General features: G+C 60.2%; 20 protein-coding genes. 12 read left to right on the top strand and 8 right to left on the bottom strand.

Annotated features, from left to right (window positions below):
• The first annotated feature begins 1 nt into the window (after position 1).
• The 8 genes from pcaG (at position 2) to GAO09_RS21155 (ending at position 7,686) form a co-directional block, all read left to right on the top strand.
• Complete coding sequence (gene pcaG / locus GAO09_RS21190) at positions 2 to 619, top strand: protocatechuate 3,4-dioxygenase subunit alpha (protein WP_153357146.1); 618 nt, start codon at positions 2 to 4, stop codon at positions 617 to 619.
• Positions 620 to 641: 22 nt separating this feature from the next.
• Positions 642 to 1,697 (top strand): 3-carboxy-cis,cis-muconate cycloisomerase, encoded by a 1,056-nt coding sequence (locus GAO09_RS21185; protein WP_153357143.1) that lies wholly within the window; start codon positions 642 to 644, stop codon positions 1,695 to 1,697.
• Positions 1,698 to 1,841: 144 nt separating this feature from the next.
• Positions 1,842 to 3,014, top strand: coding sequence for an ABC transporter substrate-binding protein (locus tag GAO09_RS21180; RefSeq protein WP_153357140.1), 1,173 nt, complete (start codon positions 1,842 to 1,844; stop codon positions 3,012 to 3,014).
• Positions 3,015 to 3,377: 363 nt separating this feature from the next.
• Positions 3,378 to 4,241: a branched-chain amino acid ABC transporter permease gene (locus GAO09_RS21175; RefSeq protein WP_153357137.1), complete on the top strand. Its 864-nt coding sequence runs from the start codon at positions 3,378 to 3,380 to the stop codon at positions 4,239 to 4,241.
• On the top strand, positions 4,241 to 5,233 hold the full coding sequence (locus GAO09_RS21170; RefSeq protein ID WP_153357134.1) for a branched-chain amino acid ABC transporter permease: 993 nt from the start codon (positions 4,241 to 4,243) through the stop codon (positions 5,231 to 5,233). The genes GAO09_RS21175 and GAO09_RS21170 overlap by 1 nt, the downstream gene beginning before the upstream one ends.
• Positions 5,230 to 5,991: an ABC transporter ATP-binding protein gene (locus GAO09_RS21165; protein ID WP_153357130.1), complete on the top strand. Its 762-nt coding sequence runs from the start codon at positions 5,230 to 5,232 to the stop codon at positions 5,989 to 5,991. Before GAO09_RS21170 ends, GAO09_RS21165 begins: the two co-directional genes overlap by 4 nt.
• Positions 5,972 to 6,688, top strand: a complete 717-nt coding sequence (locus GAO09_RS21160; RefSeq protein ID WP_153357128.1) for an ABC transporter ATP-binding protein — start codon at positions 5,972 to 5,974, stop codon at positions 6,686 to 6,688. Before GAO09_RS21165 ends, GAO09_RS21160 begins: the two co-directional genes overlap by 20 nt.
• 104 nt (positions 6,689 to 6,792) lie before the next feature.
• Positions 6,793 to 7,686, top strand: coding sequence for a helix-turn-helix domain-containing protein (locus GAO09_RS21155; RefSeq protein WP_324184857.1), 894 nt, complete (start codon positions 6,793 to 6,795; stop codon positions 7,684 to 7,686).
• Positions 7,687 to 7,752: 66 nt separating this feature from the next.
• Here the strand turns inward: GAO09_RS21155 and GAO09_RS21150 are convergent, their stop codons facing one another.
• Positions 7,753 to 9,855, bottom strand: a complete 2,103-nt coding sequence (locus tag GAO09_RS21150) for a TonB-dependent siderophore receptor (RefSeq protein WP_153357125.1) — start codon at positions 9,853 to 9,855, stop codon at positions 7,753 to 7,755.
• A gap of 395 nt (positions 9,856 to 10,250) precedes the next feature.
• Here GAO09_RS21150 and GAO09_RS21145 point away from each other — a divergent pair, with 395 nt between their 5' ends.
• Positions 10,251 to 10,790 (top strand): DUF2478 domain-containing protein, encoded by a 540-nt coding sequence (locus tag GAO09_RS21145; protein WP_153357122.1) that lies wholly within the window; start codon positions 10,251 to 10,253, stop codon positions 10,788 to 10,790.
• Positions 10,791 to 10,796: 6 nt separating this feature from the next.
• On the opposite strand, the gene GAO09_RS21140 is transcribed toward GAO09_RS21145, so the two are convergent.
• From GAO09_RS21140 to GAO09_RS21115, 6 genes are all read right to left on the bottom strand, one after another.
• Positions 10,797 to 11,396 carry a histidine phosphatase family protein gene (locus GAO09_RS21140; protein ID WP_153357119.1) on the bottom strand — a complete coding sequence of 200 codons (600 nt, stop codon included), beginning with the start codon at positions 11,394 to 11,396 and terminating at the stop codon, positions 10,797 to 10,799.
• On the bottom strand, positions 11,393 to 12,433 hold the full coding sequence (locus GAO09_RS21135; protein ID WP_324184856.1) for an ABC transporter ATP-binding protein: 1,041 nt from the start codon (positions 12,431 to 12,433) through the stop codon (positions 11,393 to 11,395). The genes GAO09_RS21140 and GAO09_RS21135 overlap by 4 nt, the downstream gene beginning before the upstream one ends.
• A 9-nt stretch (positions 12,434 to 12,442) precedes the next feature.
• Positions 12,443 to 14,170, bottom strand: coding sequence for an ABC transporter permease (locus GAO09_RS21130; RefSeq protein WP_153357116.1), 1,728 nt, complete (start codon positions 14,168 to 14,170; stop codon positions 12,443 to 12,445).
• Between the two features lie 174 nt (positions 14,171 to 14,344).
• On the bottom strand, positions 14,345 to 15,457 hold the full coding sequence (locus GAO09_RS21125) for an ABC transporter substrate-binding protein (protein ID WP_153357114.1): 1,113 nt from the start codon (positions 15,455 to 15,457) through the stop codon (positions 14,345 to 14,347).
• Between the two features lie 82 nt (positions 15,458 to 15,539).
• Complete coding sequence (locus GAO09_RS21120) at positions 15,540 to 16,397, bottom strand: MurR/RpiR family transcriptional regulator (protein ID WP_153357111.1); 858 nt, start codon at positions 16,395 to 16,397, stop codon at positions 15,540 to 15,542.
• Between the two features lie 78 nt (positions 16,398 to 16,475).
• A complete protein-coding gene (locus GAO09_RS21115; protein WP_153357108.1) occupies positions 16,476 to 17,177 on the bottom strand; it encodes a L,D-transpeptidase in 702 nt (233 codons plus the stop codon).
• A gap of 259 nt (positions 17,178 to 17,436) precedes the next feature.
• On the opposite strand from GAO09_RS21115, the gene GAO09_RS21110 reads away from it, so the two are divergent.
• The gene (locus GAO09_RS21110) at positions 17,437 to 17,712 is read left to right on the top strand and encodes a hypothetical protein (RefSeq protein ID WP_153357106.1); all 276 of its coding nucleotides are present in this window, start codon (positions 17,437 to 17,439) and stop codon (positions 17,710 to 17,712) included.
• A complete protein-coding gene (locus tag GAO09_RS21105) occupies positions 17,712 to 17,951 on the top strand; it encodes a hypothetical protein (RefSeq protein ID WP_153357103.1) in 240 nt (79 codons plus the stop codon). The genes GAO09_RS21110 and GAO09_RS21105 overlap by 1 nt, the downstream gene beginning before the upstream one ends.
• Positions 17,952 to 18,001: 50 nt before the next feature.
• Here GAO09_RS21105 and GAO09_RS21100 read toward each other — a convergent pair whose 3' ends face one another.
• The gene (locus tag GAO09_RS21100; RefSeq protein ID WP_153357101.1) at positions 18,002 to 18,880 is read right to left on the bottom strand and encodes an aldo/keto reductase family oxidoreductase; all 879 of its coding nucleotides are present in this window, start codon (positions 18,878 to 18,880) and stop codon (positions 18,002 to 18,004) included.
• Positions 18,881 to 18,990: 110 nt separating this feature from the next.
• On the opposite strand from GAO09_RS21100, the gene GAO09_RS21095 reads away from it, so the two are divergent.
• On the top strand, positions 18,991 to 19,908 hold the full coding sequence (locus GAO09_RS21095) for a LysR family transcriptional regulator (protein WP_153357098.1): 918 nt from the start codon (positions 18,991 to 18,993) through the stop codon (positions 19,906 to 19,908).

Here is a 19,908-nt window from a genome sequence, read left to right as displayed (position 1 = left end):
TATGCCTCAGCCTCTCGGTTACCTGAAGGAGTCAGCCTCGCAGACTGCCGGTCCTTACGTGCATATCGGCTGCACACCGAATTTTACCGGCATTGAAGGTGTTTATGAAACCGATCTCGGTTCCGGCCCGCTCGCCAATGACAAGACCCGTGGCGAACGCATCACCATTCGCGGCCGTGTTCTCGATGGCATCGGCACGCCGCTCAAGGATGCGATGATCGAGATCTGGCAGGCCGATAGCGACGGTTTTTACAACAGCCCGTCCGAAACGCGTGGCAAGGCCGACCCGAACTTTTTGGGCTGGGGGCGTTGTCCGGCCGACATGACAACCGGCGAGTTCGTGTTTGAAACGATCAAGCCCGGCCGCGTGCCCTTCAACGACGGCCGCATGATGGCGCCGCATGTGACGTTGTGGATTGTCGCGCGCGGCATCAATATCGGCCTGCATACCCGCATGTATTTTTCCGATGAGGAAGAGGCCAATGCGCAAGACCCGATCCTGATGCGCCTGGAACACCGCAGCCGGGTGAAAACCTTGATCGGCAGCCGCGAAGGTGACACGGTGTCTTTCGACATCCATCTTCAGGGCGAAGACGAGACCGTGTTCTTCGATATCTGAGAAGCGTAAGGCATCGGTTTTCATGAGCGTATCCGCCTTCGATCATCCTTTCCTGTCCGGCCTCGTCGGCGACACGGAAACGGCTGCATTTTTTACCGCCAATGCCGATATCAAGGCCATGCTGGATTTCGAGATGGCGCTCGCCTCCAGCGAGGCGGCGGAAGGCTCTATCCCTGTTTTGGCGGCAGAGCGTATCGCCGAAGTCTGCGCGCATTTCGCCCCGGATATGGAAAAGCTGCGGATCGCCACTGCGCGTGATGGCGTTGTGGTGCCGGAATTGATACGCCAGTTGCGAGAAGCCTGCGGGCCGGAAGTCGGCCGGCATGTTCATAAAGGTGCCACCAGCCAGGACGTGGTCGATACCAGCCTGATGTTGCGGCTGCGCGGGGTTGCAGCGCTTCTCGAAGATCGTATGGAAAAGCTTGATTCCGCTTTTGCCGATCTCGACAAGAGTTTTGGCCATCACGTGATGATGGGCCATACCCGCATGCAGGCGGCGATCGAGATAAAAGTGTCCGATCGCATCCGTGCATGGTGCGAACCGCTCGCCCGTCACCGTGCAAGACTGGAAGCTTTTGCCGAAAGCGCTTTGGTCCTGCAGTTCGGCGGCGCCGCCGGTACGCTGGATGCGCTGGGTGAGGAAGGCGTGGTCGTGCGTGAAGCACTCGCGGAGGACCTTGGGCTTGGCAACCATGCGCAATGGCAGAGCCAGCGTGACCGTCTTGGCGAGCTTGCCGGGCTTCTGTCTTTGATAACCGGAAGCCTCGGAAAATTCGGGCAGGACATTGCGCTTCTGGCCGAAGCCGGATCCGAGATCGTGCTGGCCGGCGGTGGTGCTTCGTCGGCGATGGCGCACAAGCAGAACCCGGTGGCGGCGGAAGTTCTTGTATCTCTCGCCCGCTTTAACGCAGCCCAGCTTTCCGGCATGCATCAGGCACTTGTGCATGAACAGGAACGTTCGGGGGCCGCCTGGACGCTGGAATGGCTGACCTTGCCGCAGATGGCGGTTTCGACCGGCGCCTCCTTGCGCTTGGCGCTGGAACTGGCCGGTAATATCCGTTCAATCGGCCGGGATTAGTCCCGTCCGACATTGCCTTGAATCATAACCTTTTGCATATGGGTCATCTCGGCCAATTCATTTTACTTGGCCACACCTTATGACAAACTGCAATTTGAATGCGGAACGGGAGGCCCGAAGGGCTTTCGCATCAGGGAGGGTAACATGAAGAGATTTTTGGGCGCCGCCATCGCGGCTCTTGCAATGAGTGTCAGCGCTGAAGCGGCCACCATCAAGGTTGGCGTCGTCGGACCGTTTTCCGGTCCGTTCGCGCTGCAGGGCAAAAACTTCAAGGCCGGTATCGATGCCTATATGGCGGTCAACGGTGCCAAGGTCGGCGATAACGATGTCGAGATCATCTATCGCGACGTGCCGCAGGCCGATCCGGCACAATCCAAGGCGCTGGCGCAGGAACTGATCGTCAAGGAAGGCGTGCAATATCTCGCCGGCTTCTATTTCACCCCGGATGCGATGGCGGCAACGCCGATCCTTCAGCAGGGCAATGTGCCGATGGTGGTGATGAATGCCGCCACCTCGGCCATCGTCACCAAGAGCCCGTATGTGGTGCGCACGTCCTTCACCACATGGCAGACGTCCACGCCGATCGCGCAGGTCGCCAAGGATGCCGGCGTCGACAAGGTGATCACCGTGGTCAGCGATTACGGTCCGGGCGTCGATGCTGAAAACGCCTTCAAGGCCGGTTTTGAAAAGGCCGGCGGCAAGGTTGTCGAGGCCATCCGCATGCCGCTGTCGACCAATGATTTTTCGCCGATCATGCAGCGCATCAAGGATTCCGGCGCAGGTGCGGTTTTCGCCTTCCTGCCGTCGGGCCCGACCACGCTTGGTTTCGTGAAAGCCTATAACCAGAATGGCCTGAAAACCGCCGGCATCAAGATTTTTTCGCCGGGCGACCTGACGCAGGAATCCGACCTTCCGGCATTGGGCGAAGCGGCTGCGGGCGTGCAGACCACGTTCCATTATGCTGTCAGCCACGATTCACCGGAAAACAAGGCGTTTGTCGAAGCCGCATCCAAGGCGATCGGCAATCCGGCGGAACTGTCCTTCCCGGCCGTCGGCGCTTATGACGGCATGCATGTCATCTACAAGATGATCGAGGCGACCGGTGGTAAGCAGGATGCCAAAAAGGCTGTCGATGCGGTCAAGGGTCTGTCATGGACCAGCCCGCGCGGCCCGGTTTCGATCGACGCCGAAAGCCGCCACATCACCCAGAACATTTATCTGCGTGAAGTGACCAAGGGGCCGGATGGCGCTTATATCAACAAGGAAATCAAGACGTTTGAACGTCAGGGCGATCCGGGTCTGGCGGCGGCGAAGTAAGGTTTGAGGATGTCTTTCCCGGCAGGTTGGACCCAAATTTAAGGGGCCAGCCAGCCGATCTGCTTCTTGAGGGCAGGCTGCTGCGTGTTGAATGCATGGTGTGCCGTTCTGCCGATCTCCTCCCTTGAGGGGGAGATGCCCGGCAGGGCAGAGGGGCTGGCGCCAATGCCGACTGGGATCCATCTGCCGCACCGTTACCCCTTCTGTCACCTATCGGTGGCGTCTCGCCCTCACGGTGGAGATCAGAGGAAGCAGGCCACGCCGTTCTCATTCATCTGCAATCGGTCTTCCTGCAACAAAATGGCAGGTCGGCTGAAATATACACCGCCGCAAACACGTTGATTTTAGGACCCATAATCACGCATGCAGACTGTTTTGAGCATAGCCATCGACGCCCTTGCCTATGGCATGGTGCTGTTCGTGATCTCGATCGGGCTGTCGGTGACGATGGGCCTGATGCGGGTCGTCAATCTTGCCCATGGCGCTTTTGCCATGATCGGCGGTTATCTCGCCTCCTATGCCACGCGTGACCTTGGCTTCGGTTATGCCCCGGCCATCCTGATCGCCGTCATCGCCACCGCCATCATCGCCGTGCCGATCGAACGGCTGCTTTACCGTCGCATCTATGGCGCGCCGGAACTGACACAGGTGCTGATGACCATCGGCATCACCTTCTGTGTCATCGGTCTCGCCAACTATGCCTTTGGCCCGACACTGAAAACCATCCCGCTGCCGGAAACGCTCTCCGGTTCGATCGATCTCGGTTTCCGCGCCATTGCCACGCATCGTATCTTCGCCATCGTCTGCGGCCTCGTTGTCGCCGGTGGCCTGTGGTTCCTGATCGAGCGCACCGCCTTTGGCATCCGCCTGCGCGCCGCCGTCGATAATGCGCCGATGGCCGCAGCGTTGGGGGTGCGCACGCAGCTGGTGTATGCGGTCAGCTTTGCCGTCGCCGTGGGACTTGCCGCTTTCGGGGGTGTCGTTGGTGCCGAACTGCTGCCGGTCGAACCCTATTACGCGCTGCGCTACATGGTGACCTTCCTCGTCGCCGTCTCGATCGGCGGCGCCGGTTCCATTCCCGGCGCGCTTATCGCCTGTCTTCTGCTCGGCGCGATCGATACTACTGGGCGCTATCTTGCGCCGGAATATGGTGAGTTCTTTTTCTATCTCGCGGTGATCGTCATCGTCACCTTGTTCCCGCGCGGTCTTGCGGGGCGGTTCAAATAATGGCGGCTCTGATGGATAGCACTCTTCCCACACGCCGCCGGCCACTCGGAACGCTGATCGGCATCGCCGTCATCGTTGCGGCGAGCGTCATCGGTTATTTTCTGTTCCCCAACAATCTGGCGCTGCTCACCCGCATCATTGCCACCATGCTTTTGGTGCTGTCGATCGATCTCGTCACCGGTTATTGCGGTGTCGCCACGCTCGGCCATGCGGCCTTGTTCGGGGCAGGGGCCTATGGCGCCGGCATCGTGTCCGCCCATTTCGGCATTACCGAACCGCTGACCATGACGCTGATCGGCGCTGCCGCCGGGGCGTTGGCGGGCCTCGTTTCCGGCCTCGTGATTTTGCGCGCGCATGGACTGCCGCAACTGGTGCTGTCGATCGCCGTCGTTCACCTCTTTCACGAAGTCGCCAACAAGGCGTCGGGCTGGACCGGCGGCAGCGACGGTCTCTCCGGCATCACCACGGATGCGCTGCTCGGCCTGTTCGAATTCGATCTCTGGGGCCGCACGGCCTATGTCTACGGCATCATCCTGCTGCTGATCGTCTTCGTGCTCCTCCGCGTACTCGTGCAGTCGCCCTTCGGTATGCTGGCGCGCGGCGTGCGGGAAGATCCGGTGCGTGTTGCCGCAATGGGTGCATCCGTGCATTCGGTCATGCTGCGCATGTATGTGATATCGGGTGCAGTCGCCGGTATCGGTGGCGCGCTCAACGCCATCTCCACGCAAGTGGTCGGCCTCGACAGCCTGTCGTTTACGATGTCGGCGGAAGCGTTGGTCATGCTGGTGCTGGGTGGTACTGGTTCGCTTTATGGCGCCATGGTCGGCACGGTCAGTTTCATGTGGTTCGAGGATGTCGTCTCCGCCGCCAACCCGTTCCATTGGCTGACTATTGTCGGCGCGCTTCTGATCGTGGTCGTGCTGTTTGCGCCAAAGGGTCTCTATGGCGCCGCCGCCGCCTTCCTTTCGCGCCGTCGCGGAGGTGGCAAATGAGCTTGTTCGAGGTCAAAAATCTGCGCAAGAATTTTGGCGGCCTCGCGGTCACCGATAACGTGTCACTGTCGCTTGCGCCGGGTGATCGCCTTGCCCTGATCGGCCCGAACGGCGCGGGAAAAACCACGTTCGTCAATCTCGTCACCGGCCATATCAAGCCGGATGGCGGGTCGATTGCGCTGGCGGGAGAAGATGTCACCGGCCTCAAGGCACGCCAGCGTGTGAGCCGCGGCCTCGTCCGTTCGTTTCAGGTCACGCGGCTTTTTGCCGACATGACACCGCAGGAACATGTCGCACTCGCCATCCTGCAGCGTGATGGCAAATCCACCCGCATGTTCGGCCGTCATGATGCCATGCGTCCTGTCGTGGAAGAGGTCGGCGAAATCCTCAACCTTCTTGGGCTGAACGAACTCGCTCATCTAAAAGTGCGCGAGATTGCCTATGGCCAGCAGCGTCTTCTGGAAATCGCGCTCGCCATGGCGCTGCGGCCAAAGGTTCTGCTGCTGGATGAACCGGCCGCCGGGGTGCCGCAGGCCGAAACCGCCCGCATCGAACGCGCGCTCGACATGTTGCCGCCGGATCTCGCGGTGCTGATGATCGAACACGACATGGATCTGGTTTTCCGTTTCGCCAAACGGGTCATGGTGCTGGCCGCCGGTACAGTCATCTTCGATGGTTCGCCGCAGGATGTGAAGCAGGATGTGGCTGTGCGCGAAGCTTATCTGGGGAGTTACGCCAATGCCGGCAGCGTCGCTTGAGGTGATCAACCTGTCGGCCGGTTACGGCCCGACGCGGGTGATCGAGGATGTCTCATTTTCGGTGCCGGCCGGCGAACGCCTCGCCGTGCTCGGCCGCAACGGCATGGGCAAGACCAGCCTGTTCGCCACCATCGCCGGCCAGACGCGGCGTTACGCCGGCGAAATCCGTCTTGGTGGTCAAGATATTGCCTCTCAGCCCAGTGCTGCCCGTGCGCTGTCGGGGCTTGGTTATGTGCCGCAGACGCGCGATGTTTTTCCCAGCCTGACGGTTGAGGAAAACCTGTTTGTCGGCCTGAAGGCGCGTCCAAAATCGGCAGTCGAGGAAGCCTACACAATGTTTCCGCGGTTGAAGGAGAGGCGCACCAATCTCGGCAGCCAGCTATCGGGCGGCGAACAGCAGATGTTGTCGACCGCCCGCACCATTCTCGGCCAGCCGAGCGTGCTCTTGCTGGATGAGCCGCTGGAAGGCCTTGCTCCGGTCATCTGCGAAGAACTGATGGCGGCTTTTTCATTGCTGGCACAGTCGGGCGAAACCACCATCCTGCTTGTCGAGCAGCGTATTCAGAGTGCACTGGAATTCGCCGATCGGGTGATGATCATGGAGCGCGGCCGTATTGCCTGGACCGGCACACCACAGGCGCTGTCCGGGGATCACGACGTGATAGACCGCCTGCTGGGTGTTGGTGGATTGCATTGATCGGGGTTCACCGCACCGATCGGCGGTTGATTGCCCCCCTTGCCGAGAGATGATAACGCTGATCAACTTTTGAGGCTTTTGCCCCGCCATATACGGGTTCCTAGGTGTCCTACATCCCATCCATGACTGCCTATACGCAAGGCATCACGCCGACGGCGCCGGTCAAATGGCGTTGCCTCGACGGGGCGGTCGGCGTCTTTTGGGAGGCAAGCTGCAAGGTCGGCGCCAAGGGATATTACGTTTCGACCGATCCTCGTGTGATGATCTTCTTCAACGACATCTCTGCCCAGTTCAACATGTCGAACCAAAGTGAAGGCCCGGGCCTGGATCTCCGCGCCATGTGCCGCGCCATCTATGTGCCGGCTGGAGTTCCCATGTGGACTTCTGCCTGTGCAGACCACCGCTTTTCGCATCTCGATGTGCATATTCATCGTGACCGCCTCTTGAAGTTTTTAACGCCGTCGCTCGGCACGTCGGCGGCGAGAGCGGCACTGGTGCGGCCTGTGGAAATGCATGATATCGGTTCCATCGAACCCCTTGCGAACCTGCTGGTCCATGAGGTGGATAAGCCGAGCCGGCACCTGGTCTATGCCGAAAGTCTGGTCGGTAGCCTCGTCACCGGGCTCCTCGATATTCCGATCGATGATGACGAAGGGTGGAAATACAAGCTTTCGCAGGCACAGCTGAACAAGCTTGTTTCTCGCGCGGCAATGGATGGCGGCCTTCGGCTGACTGTTGCGGAAATGGCCGCCACTGTCGGATTGTCGGAAAGCTGGTTCAACAAGGTTTTCAAGAACACGACCGGCCAGACACCGCTGCAGTGGCAACTGGGCCGTCGGGTTGAACTCGCCCAGCAGATCATGCTCGAAAGCGACATGACGGTGACGGATGTGGCCGCGAAACTCGGCTTTACCGATCAGGCGCATCTGACCAAGACATTCAAGCAGGTGGTCGGAGATACCCCGGCCTCTTGGCGACGCATGCATAAGGCGCGCTAAAGGCGACCTCGATCCGATCTGAACGAAAAACCCCGCCCGGAAATATCGGGGCGGGGTTTTGTTATTTTACCAGCTCTGGCGCAGTGTCGCCATGATGGTACGGCCCGCGTTGTAGAACTTGACGCCAGCAGCATCGTCGCGCTGGGCAATGTGCTTTTCGTCAAACAGGTTGCTGACATTCAGCTGGAATGTCGTGTTCTCGCGCACCTTGTAGGTAAAGGCGGCATCGAACAGGATCGATTCCTCGCCGTAAGTGGTGTTCTCGATATTGGTGAAATATTCGCCCATGTATCGTGCGCCGAGACCGAATGTCATGTCGCCACGCGCGCCATCGCCCTGCAGCGTATAGGTGCCCCAGACGGATGCCACATGCTCCGGCACGCGCATGAGGCGGTTGCCATCATTGTCGCCACCGGGTTCATCGATCTTGGAGTCGATGTAGCTGTAGGCGGCGATCAGGTTGATATTGTCCGTGACTTCAGCCTTGGCCTCAAGCTCGATACCGCGATTGCGGACCTTCGCGACCGTGGTCGGCAGATAGGTGACGTAATCGTAGGTTGTGATGTTTTCCTTCGTCAGATCATAAAATGATGCCGTGAACAGCGCCGGAAACGCGTCCGGCTTGTATTTCAAGCCGACTTCATACTGTTTTCCGGTTGTTGGTTCGGCTCCTGTCGTTGGCGGTGCCACCGATTCACCGTAGCTGGCAAAGGCTGCCAGTTCTGGGGTGATCTTGTAGCTTGCGCCGATACGCTTGGTGAATTCGCTGTGGTCGTCGGAGGTCGTGCCGCTCGTCAGATCAAGCCAATCGTTGCGGAGGCCAAGGCTCACTGTCAGCCTATCGGCAAACGTCAACTCTTCTTGCAGATAAAGCGCCTTTGTCGTCTGCTCGTCGGTTTCCAACGACAGTGCTGTGCCGGCCGCCGGGCCACCGGAATAGATCGGGTTCAGCCAGTTGATCGGGGCCGCGTCCGTGTAGAGCGTATAGTTGTCCGATTGGTAGTCGTTGTATTCGACACCAACAAGCGTGCGGCTGTCCACGCTGTCGAAATTCGCCTCATAGGTCAGGTTCGCGTCGACGATGAACTGATCATAGGATTTATTGCTGCCGTAGAAATAGCGTGTGGCCGTGTTCGTGGCATTGTCGGTCGCCAAGAGATAGGCGCTGGCAGCATTCACCTGCGAACTGCTGTAGCGCGCCTTGGAGCCGAAGGTCAGACCATTGCCGAAGTCATGGTCGAACATCAGGCTGTAGCTGTTGCGGTTCACGTTGTTGAAGTAATAGTCCGGCTCGCCGAAAAATGCGGATCGGTCAAAATCGCCTTCCAGCGGATAGCCGCCGCTGCCCGGAACGCCCTTCTTGTCCAGATGGTCGTAGACGAAGGTCAGGCTGGTTGCGTCAGTCGGGCGCCAGGTCAGGCCACCCATGAAGAAGTTTTCGTCGTCACGCGAAAAATCGTATTCCGCATCGGCGCGCTGCAGCTTGCCGGTCAGACGGTAGGAAAGCGTGTCGTCCTGCGTGATGTTGTCGCCGAAATCGAAGCCGACTTCCTTGTGCGCATAAGAGCCGCCGGTCGTATAGACCTCGCCGAAACGCTCGCTCTTGGGCGTCTTGCTGACGTAGTTCACGGAGCCACCCGGTTCGGCTACGCCAAAGCCCGCCGAGCTGACGCCCTTTAGGACTTCGAGACGCTCGTAGGCATAGGGCTCTTCCTTGACGCCGCCAAACGTTCTGCCGATCGCCAGACCGTCGCGGTAGGTGTAAGGCGTGAAGCCGCGAATGTCGAAATAATCGAAGCGGTCATCGGCACCGTAGAAATCGGTGACTACGCCGGCCGTATATTGAACGACCTGTTCGACGCTGGTTGCGCCGCGTTCCTGGATTTCCTTGGCGGTGACGACGGACACAGAAGCAGGCGTGGTCAGCACTTCGCCTGGCAGCTTGCCCGCACCGGTCGTGCGATTGGCAACGATCGTCTTCGAATCGTCATCGCCGCCATTGCCCTGAACGGTAATGGTCTGGAGAACAGTTGTGGAGCCTGAATCCGCCTCCTGTGCAACCACCAGTCCGGGCGTCAGTGCGATGATCGCTGTGCAACTCAGAAGAACCGTGTTGACTCGGCGTGTGAGGATACGTCGCTTGGTTCGGCCGGTTCTTTTGCTGTTCATGTTTCACGTTCCAAAGATTAATTAGACACTGAAGGACCTTGGCCCGGAAGCGCCGCTTTCCTTTTACGGGAGATGTCGCATGAAACGAGGACTGCCATGTTCCGGAGAGGAACTGACAGGTAACGCCGATGTGATGTCCCGGAAATTTACTAACCTGAGTTAGCTTCTCAGGTATTGTAGCTTCCAGACAATTTGTAAAAAACCGTGGAATTTTGCAGCCAGTTTTTCCGCAAGCGTCCATATTCGCTCATGGTGTGGCCGCATTGCACAAAACCGGCCCGACGGATGGGACACGCAGCAGGTTAAAAACTGCCGCCCATAAGCTGTCATTCGAAGGTGCAAGGCTCGCCGCAATCAGTTATGTCGGCTGAGATAGGATTGAACCGGGAAGCCCCATGCCGAACATGCGCTCTGCTCCGCTGGCCGCCATCGTGCTGCCAAAGGGCACCTCCGCCGAACCGCTGTTCGATTCGCTCATCAAAACGCTGATGGCGGATGGGGTGCGTGTCGCCGGTCACGTGCAGCGGGAATATCCCGTGCCGGCCGGCCATGATGCCGAGGTTGTCGCGAAGGATATCGAGACTGGTGAAACCTTTACCATCATGCAGCCACGGGGTGGTCCCGGTTCTGGCTGTCGTCTGGACACAGGTGTTCTTGCCGATCTGGCAGGCAGAACGCTTGCTCGGATGAATAAGCAGATGGAAGTTCTCGTTCTTAATCGTTTCGGTCGCACGGAAACCGAGGGTAACGGTCTGCGTGCGGTCTACGAAAAGGCCCTTGAACTGGACGTGCCAGTGTTGACCTCCGTCAAGCCGGAGCATGTCGAAGGCTGGAATGCCTATACGGGCGATATGTCGGTGCTGCTGCCTTTTGATGAAGAGGCCGTTCTCACCTGGTGCCGCTCTGTCCTTGGGCGTGGTGGTACCGGAATGTAACCGGCCTCAGTCCGGCGCGTCGATGATCGGCGCGAATGTCGTGGCATTGAACACTTCCAGCCGCGGTTCGCCTCTCGGAAAGGCAAGAATTGTCAGGCTGGCCGGTCCGACCGGGATGATGCGCGCCGGAGACAGGCCGAGTGCACCATCGAGGGCGGCGCGGATGACGCCACCATGGCAGACCATCAGAACCGTCTCGGCTTCGGCAGTGATTGCCCGGTCCAGTGCCTGACGGATACGGGCGCGAAAATCGGCCCAGATCTCACCGTTCTCCGGGGCAAACGTGCCGGCCCGCCAGCCGGCATAGGCGCTCGGCGCGTCCGCTACCAGCTGGGCGATTTCCATGCCCGTCCATGCGCCGACATTCTGTTCGCGAAGAAGAGGTTCGCGCACCGCATCCGCATGGCCGAGAAGAGCCGCCGTATCGGCCGCACGCTTGAGATCGGAGGTCAGCACAAGGCCGGGATTGAAGCTCGCCACCATCGGTGCCAAGGCGCTGGCCTGCTGTTTGCCGCGTGTCGAAAGTTCGATATCGGCCTGTCCCTGCAGGCGGCGGATGGCGTTCCATTCGCTTTCGCCGTGGCGAACCAGAAGGATGCGTTTCATGAAATGCGTGTTCCCTGTTTATCAAAAATTGCCGCTGGCGCGGATGGAAGGCGGAAGCGCAGTTTCCCCGACGGGCGTGCCACCTGATCGGAGACAGCGGTGATGCGAATGCCGTGGGCGATGCCGGTCACCAGAAAACGGCCGGCCATTGGCACGACTTCGGCCAGAACCGCCTCGAATGTGCGTGGGCCGTCCTCGTCGGCCACCGTGATCTGTTCGGCGCGCACCATGGCGTGGCCGGATTGATCGCGCAGCAGTGGATCGGGCATGGTGCCGAACCATTTTCCGTTTTCGATCGGGATGAGGTTTGCCGCCGGCGTGCCGACGAATCCGGCGACGAAGGCCGAGGCCGGTTCGGCCAGCAGCCTGTCCGGCGCGTCGAACTGTTCGATACGGCCATTATTCATCACCGCGACATGCGTCGCCATGGTCATGGCCTCCACCTGATCGTGGGTGACGTAGACGGCGGTGGCACCTGTCGCCGCGTGAACCTTCAGCAGTTCGAACCGCATTTCCACGCGCAAGGTGGCGTCCAGATTGGAAAGCGGCTCATCGAACAACATCACTTTTGGCCGCGGTGCGATCATGCGGGCCAGCGCCACGCGCTGCTGCTGGCCGCCGGAAATTTCACCGGGATAACGGTTGGCGAGTTTTTCGATGCCGAGCATTTCCATGACTTCCAACACGCGTGCGCGCCGTTCTTCTGTCGGCAGCTTTGCCACCTTCAGCGGCCATTCGATATTGCCGGCCACCGTCATATGCGGCCATAGCGCATAGGACTGGAACACCAGGCCGGCATTGCGATCGGCGGGCGGCAGCGAATGGCCAGTGTTGCCATCGGCCACCAAAGTATCGCCGAACTGCATTTTGCCGGATGTCGGCTGGTCAAGTCCCGCCAGCATGCGTAGCATGGTGCTCTTGCCGCAGCCGGAGGGGCCAAGCAGGACCAGAAACGAACCTTCCGGCACGGAAAAGCTCACATTTGAAACGGCATTGGAGTTGCCAAAGGATTTTGTGATGTTTTCGAGGGAAATCACGGCGTGACCTCAAGTGAAGGACTGGCGACGGCGGCCGCGCAGAAGCGTGGCGGCGCCGGTGGCCAGCATGGAAATGATCAGGATGACCAGCGTCACCGCATTGGCGAACTGGTGGAACCCGTCGGATGCATAGGAATAGGACAGCACGGCCAGAAGCGGTGAGGTCGGCGTGTAGAGAAGAATGGTGATTGCCAGATCGCCGATGACGTTGACGAAGGTGATCAGCAGGCCTGCCGCCAGACCACGCGCGGCAAGCGGCAGCGTGATGGCGCCTAACCTGCGGAAGAAACCGGCTCCGGTCATGCGCGCCGCCTCGTCGATATCGCCCGAAATCTGCGAGACTGTGGCGCGGCCCGTCTGCACCGCGAAGGGCAACATGGCGGCGGTGAGTGCCAGCGCCAGCAGCAGCTTGGTACCGTAAAGCGCCGGTAACGGGCCAATCGGCGCGCCGTAAAGCGCGATATAGGCGGCGGCAAAGGCGATGCCGGGCAACAGCATGGGCAGAAAGCTGAGCTGCGAAACGAGGTTGCTCAGCACCGGCACTTTTTGCCGCGTGAGGGCCACGGCGATCAGGATGCCGATGATGTTTGCGGCCAATGCAACCGAGGCGCCGAGGATCAGCGTCGTCGTCAGCGCCGAGAGAAGCAGCGGATTATGAAAAATGCCGGGCTGGCCACGGGCAAAGGCGGGGTCGGAAGAGCCGATCCAGTAATGCAGCGTCCAGTCGGAAAACAGCGAGAGCGAGGACGGTGCAAGGCTTGCCGCGACGAGCAGCAGGATCGGCAGGATGGTGGTGAGAATACAGATCACCCATGCTGCCATGGTCAGTGGCAGACGCGCGCCACCAAGCGCGAAGCAGCGCGGTTTTGCCCCTTTGCCGCCGATGGTCGCAAAGCTGCGGCGGCCGGAGAGCATGCGGTTGCCAAGCCCGAGGAAAATCGCGGAAATGCCGATCAGCAGAATAGCGAGAACATAACCGCGCTCCGTCTGGCCGATCTCGATCATGCCGAACAGGCGGGTGGAAAGCGTCTGCATGCGCACCGGCAGGCCAAGCAGGGCAGGGGCGGCAAAATTGGAAACGGCACCGGCAAAGGCCAGCGACCCACCGGCGATGATGGCGGGCGTGACGACGGGCAGCACGATGCCGAACAGGATACGTTTGCGCGAGGCGCCGGTCATCTGCGCGGCTTCGACGAGATCACCGTTGACGGTGGCAAGGGCTGCGGCAATGACGGTGAAGGCCAGCGAATAATAATGGGCGATCAACACGACGATGGTCGGTGTCATGCCCCATGACAGCCAGTCGGGCACGGCAAAGCCGAGGCCTTCCAGCAGGCCGCCTCCGCCGCCGACACGGCCGTTGCGGAAGACGGTTCCCCAGGCAAGTGCCGTGGCAAAACTCGGGATCATGAAGGGCAGCGTTGCCATGAATGCGATCGCAGGGCGGCCGGGAATGTCGGTCATGACGACCAGCCAGGCGAGAAAGCCACCCAGCAACACGCATCCGGCAGCCACGCCGAGCCCGATGATCATGGTGTTGATGGTCGGGCGCCAGAAGAGGTTTTGCGAAAGGCGGCTGGCCAGCACATCGCCCCAGGCGGCTGAGGATGGGTAAAGCGTCTGCACGAGAATGGTGGCAAGCGGTGCCGCCACCAGCACGACGAGCGCCAGCGCCATGGCAAGCGTCAGGCCGCGTTTGTTGAGTGCTGAACCGATCGGCCCGAGCAGGGTGGTCATGTGGTACTCCGGATAACGAGGGCAGGGTTTCGCCGCTCGCCATGTTGTGTTGCTTGTATCTGGATCCTTGGGTTTAAACCGAGGATCCAGATACAAGCGCTTCAGCATCGAGAACGATTGGTGCCGCGTCTGGAGAGACAGGCGCACAAAGCCGCCCGTCTCCACTTGAAAAACTCACTGCAGTGCGAGAATGAAATCCGCCACTTCGGCGCGGATTTTTGCCGTCTCTTCCGGCGCCATCTGCCAGCCCTTGAAGTCGGCAAGCGGAATGGCATCCTTGTGCGGCTTGATGTCGGAGCGGGTCGCCCAGTCGCCGGCAACGTAGAAGGGCTTGAATCCGTCGCCACCGGTTTCGCTGTCGTCACCCATCATGAAATCGACAGCGAGGCGGGCGGCAGCAGGGTTTGCCGGCTTCGAGTTCAGCGCCAGAAGCGCCGGGAAAACGATACCGTTCGACGGCGCAACGTCGTTGGCCACCTGCAGCGCCCAGCCTTCATCCTCGTTGTCGCGACGGTCGGAATAGCTGGTGAAGCCGATCGGCGGCTTTTCCTGACCCTTGGCGCCGATCGCCTTGTTGACGTCGTCGGTCGAGCCGACCAGAACGAGGTCATTGGCAAACAGGTTGGTGATGAACTGCTGGCCGGCATTTTCATTGCCGTCCGTCAGTTCGATCTTCTTGCCGAAAGCGGCTTCGTAAGCCGTCGCCATCTCGTCGGATTTTAGCACGATTTCCGTCATCAGGTCGAGGTAATCGCCGCGCTGCAGCGGATCGACCATGATCACGCGGCCCTTCCATTCCGGTTTGGTCAGGTCCCAGAGGTTCTTGACCGGCGAACCTTGCGGATGCGCTTCCTCGTTATACATCAGAACCTTGGTGGACAGGCGCTGGGCCAGAAGCGGCGACTTGAACCCTTCGGCAAGATCACCGGCAACACGCGGCGGCACGTAAGGCGCAACCAGCTTATTGGCGAAAAGCTCGGTCAGAACAACCGGCGCATCGGAAATGTAGATCACGTCGGCACCGGCCAAGCCTGCCTGCGCCTCGCTCTTGATGCGGGCGATCTGCTCGGTGGAGGACATGTCGAAGGTCACCATGTCGATGCCCGGGTAGGCCGCTTCAAACGCCTTTTCGACACGGCCGATACGGCTGGTAAAGGCATAGACCGTGACCTTGCCTTCCTGTTTTGCCTGCGGCAGCAGGTCGGCAGCGGACTTGCTGTCGAGGTCTTGTGCGAAAGCAGCGGTGGTCATCAGAAATGCAGCGGTGGCAGTGAGGATGCGGCGCATGGAAGTGGCTCCGTTGAAGGGTTCGGAGTGCCGTGTAAGGTATTCTTGCTACAGTTTTATGACGTGCAAGTTTTCTTGCAAATCAGTTTTCGAATTTTGCAATCAGGTCGCCCAACCGGTCGAGCGTGGCCAGCGCATCCGGGCCTCTGCGTTCCGCTAGCGCCAGAACGACGGCGTTGCAGATCGCCATCGGCACGGTCAGTGTCTGAAAGCTGTCGGGCATGCCGGCGCGGGGGGCGGAAAGCAGCACATCCGGGTTCGGCGTCAGCGACGGACCGATCGTGCCGGAAATCACCACGGTCTTCGCTCTGCTCTCTGCCGCCACCTGCATCAGCCGCTCATAATCAGGCGGCTGACGGCGGAAGGCGAAGAGGAGAAGTGCGTCATCTGCGGACAGTGTCAGCATCTGTTCGGCGAGATCGCGCGGGTTGCCGGATAGCGGATGGCTGTCTATGCCCAGCCGCCGCAACCGGCGTTCCATCAGCACGGAAAGGACCTCGGCATTGCCATGTCCATAAATGAACACACGACGGCAATCGAGTTTTTCCGCAGCTTCGAGAATGCGCGCATCGGAAATGTGGTCGGTCATGGCCGTCAGCGCCGCCAACTCGCTGGCCACCAGAAGCGGCAGGAAACCCTGTGCTCTCGCATCATTGAGCGTTGCGGAAATGCGCTCGGCCGGATCGGCAACTTTCAAAAATTCGCGGCGCAATTCGTCGCGAAATTCTCCGTAGGAGGCAAAGCCCAGTTTGCGGGCAAGGCGTGAGGTAGTTGCCTCATGCACACCGAGCCGGGCGGCGAATTCGCTGGACGTGCCGATCGCCACGTCGCGCGGCGCCCGCATCAGCTCTGAAATCAGCTTCTGTTCGGTCGCAGTCAGGCTGCCGGCGACAGCCTGCACACGCTCGACCAGTGTTTTCTGAACGCGCTCTTTAGCCATATTCCGCACCTGCCGTTGATCCGATGACCGGGCTAGCCCGGCACGCTTGCAAAATCAACGGCAAGCGCGACCTGCCGCTTACTGATGCACGACGATCCGGGCGTGATAGGGCACGCGGCTGTAGAGATCGATGACATCCTGGTTGATCAGGCGCACGCAGCCGGAAGAGGTTGCCTTGCCGATCGACTGCCATTCCGGTGAACCGTGCAGGCGGTAGAGCGTGTCCTGATTGTTCTGGAAAATGTAGAGCGCACGGGCGCCGAGCGGGTTCTTGATGCCCGGATCCATGCCGCCGTTTTCGACCGAGAAGCGGGAGAGGCCCGGCTGGCGGGCGATCATGTCAGCCGGTGGCTTCCAACGCGGCCAAGGCTGGCGCCAGTGAATGACACCTTCGCCCTGCCAGGCAAAACCGTCACGGCCGATGCCGACACCGTAACGCATGGCGGTGCCACCCGGTTCGACCACGTAGAGAAAACGATCCGGTGTGTTCACGACCACCGTACCGGGCGTCTCGCCAGTCGGATCGATTACACGCTGGCGATAATATTTGGGGTCGATCTGCTGGTAAGGAATGGCAGGAATCTGGTGCCCACCATCGGAAACGGCGGCATAACGTTCCTGCAGTTCTGCTTCCGTGGCCGGAACGATCGGGCGGCGCACCTGTTCTGGAACGGGCACATTTTTCGGGCCTGTGCTGGTGGCGCAGCCGGCAAGGGTAGCGGTCATGGCGACAGAGCCGATGACGAAGGCGCGTCGCGACAATTGAAGTTCGCTGGTCATGTGGGGGTACGGAATCTCTTCGAAACAATGATGATCCGTTCTGAACCGGCGCTTTCCGGCGGACAAGCTAGCGGCCATCACATTGGCGGCATTTCCACACTGTCGTGGAAAAGCTCGGCAAATATGCCACGTTTGCAGCTGTCGCGACAAAAAGGCTGTGTGAGAAAGGCCTGTTTGTCGCCGGGTTGTGGCATGTGCCATCAAGCCGGTATATCTCAAGCATTCACGGCGTGAAGAGATGAAACCCATGGAAGACGATATGACGAACGAACACGACGAACCCGAGATGGAGCGTTCCGAACTGGCGGGCGAGTTCACCGAGGATGACGTGACCGTCCTGGTGGATATCTATCGTCCGGCCGGCACGCAGAACGACTGGATTCTCGAGGTCATCACCGAAGAAGACGACTTGACGAGCTGGGAAGAGCCTTTTGCCACCGATCGCGAGGCTTTCGAGGAATTTCTCGCCACGGTGGAGCGCGACGGTATCCGTTCATTCTTCGGCGGCGAGGATCCCGAGCCGGCTGTTCACTGATGAAGAAGGTCGAAGACCTGACCCATTCAGCGAAAACCGTGCATGACCGTTATGCGGCCGGTCGCATGGATCGCGAGATCGTCCGTCAATGGGCGATCGGGCTCGGCGGTTATCCCGAGCCACACGCCACGGCGGTGAGCGACGCGATCACATGGTTCAAGCCTCCGCGGGATGGCGCCGATCCGGTGGAACTGAAGATCGCCGATCTGGCGCGTCTGCAGGCAATTTACAGTGCCTGATGCTGAAAAGGCCTCTCCCGACAGAGAGGCCTTGCCTCTTTCGTGAAAACTCAGGCCGCCTTGATCGCGGCCACGCCATCCAGCTCGACCATCACCGCGTCCGACAGTTCCACTTCCGTAACCGCGAGATTTTCCCGCAGGTGCCCGACAGAAGACGTGCCGGGGATCAGCAGAATGTTCGGCGAGCGCTTCAATAGCCATGCCAGCGCCACCTGCATCGGCGTCGCGCCAAGCCGCACTGCCACATCCGACAGCGTAGAGGATTGCAGCGGGCTGAAACCACCGAGCGGGAAGAACGGCACATAGGCAATGCCGTCGCGGGCGAGATCGTCGATCAGCGTGTCGTCATCGCGATGCGCCAGATTGTACATGTTCTGCACGCAGACGATGTCGGCGATCTTGCGTCCCTCGGCAAGCTGTGTCGGCGTGACGTTGCTGAGGCCGATATGGCGAACCAGTCCCTTGCGCTGCAATTCCGCCAGTGCTGTCAGCGGTGCCTCCAGCGAACCTTCCGCCGGACCATGCACGCCGAACATCAGCCGCAGGTTCACGACATCGATAACGTCGAGGCCGAGATTTTTGAGGTTGTCGTGCACTGCCTGCTCTAGGTCCTGCGCAGAAAAGGCCGGCAGCCAGGATGCATCTTCGCCACGCCGTGCGCCGATCTTGGTGACGATGACGAGATCGTCGGTGTAGGGATGCAGCGCTTCCTTGATCAGCTTGTTGGTGACATGCGGGCCATAAAAATCGCTGGTGTCGATATGGTTCACACCGCTTTCGATGACTGCCCGCAGCACGGCAATCGCGGCGTCATGATCCTTCGGCGGGCCGAATACGCCTTTGCCGGCGAGCTGCATCGCGCCGTAGCCGAGGCGCTTGACCGTGTGGTCTCCGAGTTTGAACGTACCGGCTTTGTCGATATTGGCCATGATCAGTCTCCTTCGCTTCTGATGACAACGAAGATAGGCCCTGTCGGTTCGCACGATAATCGGATATAATCGGCACGAGTTGTGCGGAATTTCGAACAATGGGACGGGGCATGAAAACCGATCTGGGAGATCTCAATGCATTCGTGGCCGTTGCCCGTGCTGGCGGTTTTCGCGATGCGGCCCGCAGCAGTGCCTATAGCGCATCGGGTCTGAGCGAAGCGGTGCGGCGGCTGGAAACGCAACTCGGCGTGCGGCTTCTCAACCGAACTACCCGCAGCGTGGTGCCGACCGAAGCGGGCAGGGGGCTTCTGGAGCGTCTTGGCCCGGCACTGTCGGAAGTGGAGGCCGCGCTCGATGTCGTCAACGGCTATCGCGATACGCCGACCGGCGTGCTGCGCATCAATGTTCCGGTCAGTGCGGCGCGTCTGGTTCTGCCGGCTATCGTTCCGGGTTTTCTGGCTGCCTATCCCGATATCACGCTTGAAATTGTCAGCGATGACAGTTTTGTCGATATCATCGCGGCCGGTTGTGATGCCGGTATCCGCTACGACGAACGGCTGGAGCAGGACATGATCGCGGTGCCGATCGGCCCGCGCATCCAGCGTTTCGTGACTGCCGCCTCGCCCGCCTATTTCGAGCGTCACGGTCGGCCGCAGCATCCGCGCGATCTGCTCGATCACGCCTGTATGCGTGGGCGTTTTGCCAGTGGCGCGATGATGGGGCCATGGGAATTCGAACAGGGGGAAGAAATCGTTCGCGTCGATCCAACCGGTCCGTTGATCGTCCAGCCCGGTGCAGCGATAGAACTGGCAATCGAGGCGGCGATTGCCGGCAGTGGCATCATCTACATATTCGACGGCTGGCTGAAGCCGCATCTCGACAGCGGTGCGCTGGAGGAGGTTCTGGAGCCTTGGAGCCAGCGGTTTCCCGGCCCGTTCCTTTATTATTCGGGCCGGCGGCTGGTGCCGGCCCCATTGCGGGCCTTCATCGATTTCATCAAGGCGCAGGCGGCTCGGCCCGCGCCTTGA

This window comes from Endobacterium cereale (assembly GCF_009617585.1).
GTDB lineage: Bacteria > Pseudomonadota > Alphaproteobacteria > Rhizobiales > Rhizobiaceae > Neorhizobium > Neorhizobium cereale.
Note: the sequence above shows the minus strand (reverse complement) of the source record. Positions and strands in the feature narration are given on the sequence as shown.

Excerpts from the sequence above, each read along its gene's own strand:
- pcaG (WP_153357146.1), top strand. The coding sequence starts at position 2 with ATGCCTCAGCCTCTCGGTTACCTGAAGGAGTCAGCCTCGCAGACTGCC.
- GAO09_RS21120 (WP_153357111.1), bottom strand. The coding sequence starts at position 16,397 with ATGGCTAAAGAGCGCGTTCAGAAAACACTGGTCGAGCGTGTGCAGGCT.
- GAO09_RS21160 (WP_153357128.1), top strand. The coding sequence starts at position 5,972 with ATGCCGGCAGCGTCGCTTGAGGTGATCAACCTGTCGGCCGGTTACGGC.
- GAO09_RS21095 (WP_153357098.1), top strand. The coding sequence starts at position 18,991 with ATGAAAACCGATCTGGGAGATCTCAATGCATTCGTGGCCGTTGCCCGT.
- GAO09_RS21165 (WP_153357130.1), top strand. The coding sequence starts at position 5,230 with ATGAGCTTGTTCGAGGTCAAAAATCTGCGCAAGAATTTTGGCGGCCTC.
- GAO09_RS21110 (WP_153357106.1), top strand. The coding sequence starts at position 17,437 with ATGACGAACGAACACGACGAACCCGAGATGGAGCGTTCCGAACTGGCG.
- GAO09_RS21105 (WP_153357103.1), top strand. The coding sequence starts at position 17,712 with ATGAAGAAGGTCGAAGACCTGACCCATTCAGCGAAAACCGTGCATGAC.
- GAO09_RS21185 (WP_153357143.1), top strand. The coding sequence starts at position 642 with ATGAGCGTATCCGCCTTCGATCATCCTTTCCTGTCCGGCCTCGTCGGC.
- GAO09_RS21180 (WP_153357140.1), top strand. The coding sequence starts at position 1,842 with ATGAAGAGATTTTTGGGCGCCGCCATCGCGGCTCTTGCAATGAGTGTC.
- GAO09_RS21140 (WP_153357119.1), bottom strand. The coding sequence starts at position 11,396 with ATGAAACGCATCCTTCTGGTTCGCCACGGCGAAAGCGAATGGAACGCC.
- GAO09_RS21175 (WP_153357137.1), top strand. The coding sequence starts at position 3,378 with ATGCAGACTGTTTTGAGCATAGCCATCGACGCCCTTGCCTATGGCATG.
- GAO09_RS21100 (WP_153357101.1), bottom strand. The coding sequence starts at position 18,880 with ATGGCCAATATCGACAAAGCCGGTACGTTCAAACTCGGAGACCACACG.
- GAO09_RS21145 (WP_153357122.1), top strand. The coding sequence starts at position 10,251 with ATGCCGAACATGCGCTCTGCTCCGCTGGCCGCCATCGTGCTGCCAAAG.
- GAO09_RS21130 (WP_153357116.1), bottom strand. The coding sequence starts at position 14,170 with ATGACCACCCTGCTCGGGCCGATCGGTTCAGCACTCAACAAACGCGGC.
- GAO09_RS21125 (WP_153357114.1), bottom strand. The coding sequence starts at position 15,457 with ATGCGCCGCATCCTCACTGCCACCGCTGCATTTCTGATGACCACCGCT.
- GAO09_RS21150 (WP_153357125.1), bottom strand. The coding sequence starts at position 9,855 with ATGAACAGCAAAAGAACCGGCCGAACCAAGCGACGTATCCTCACACGC.
- GAO09_RS21170 (WP_153357134.1), top strand. The coding sequence starts at position 4,241 with ATGGCGGCTCTGATGGATAGCACTCTTCCCACACGCCGCCGGCCACTC.
- GAO09_RS21115 (WP_153357108.1), bottom strand. The coding sequence starts at position 17,177 with ATGACCAGCGAACTTCAATTGTCGCGACGCGCCTTCGTCATCGGCTCT.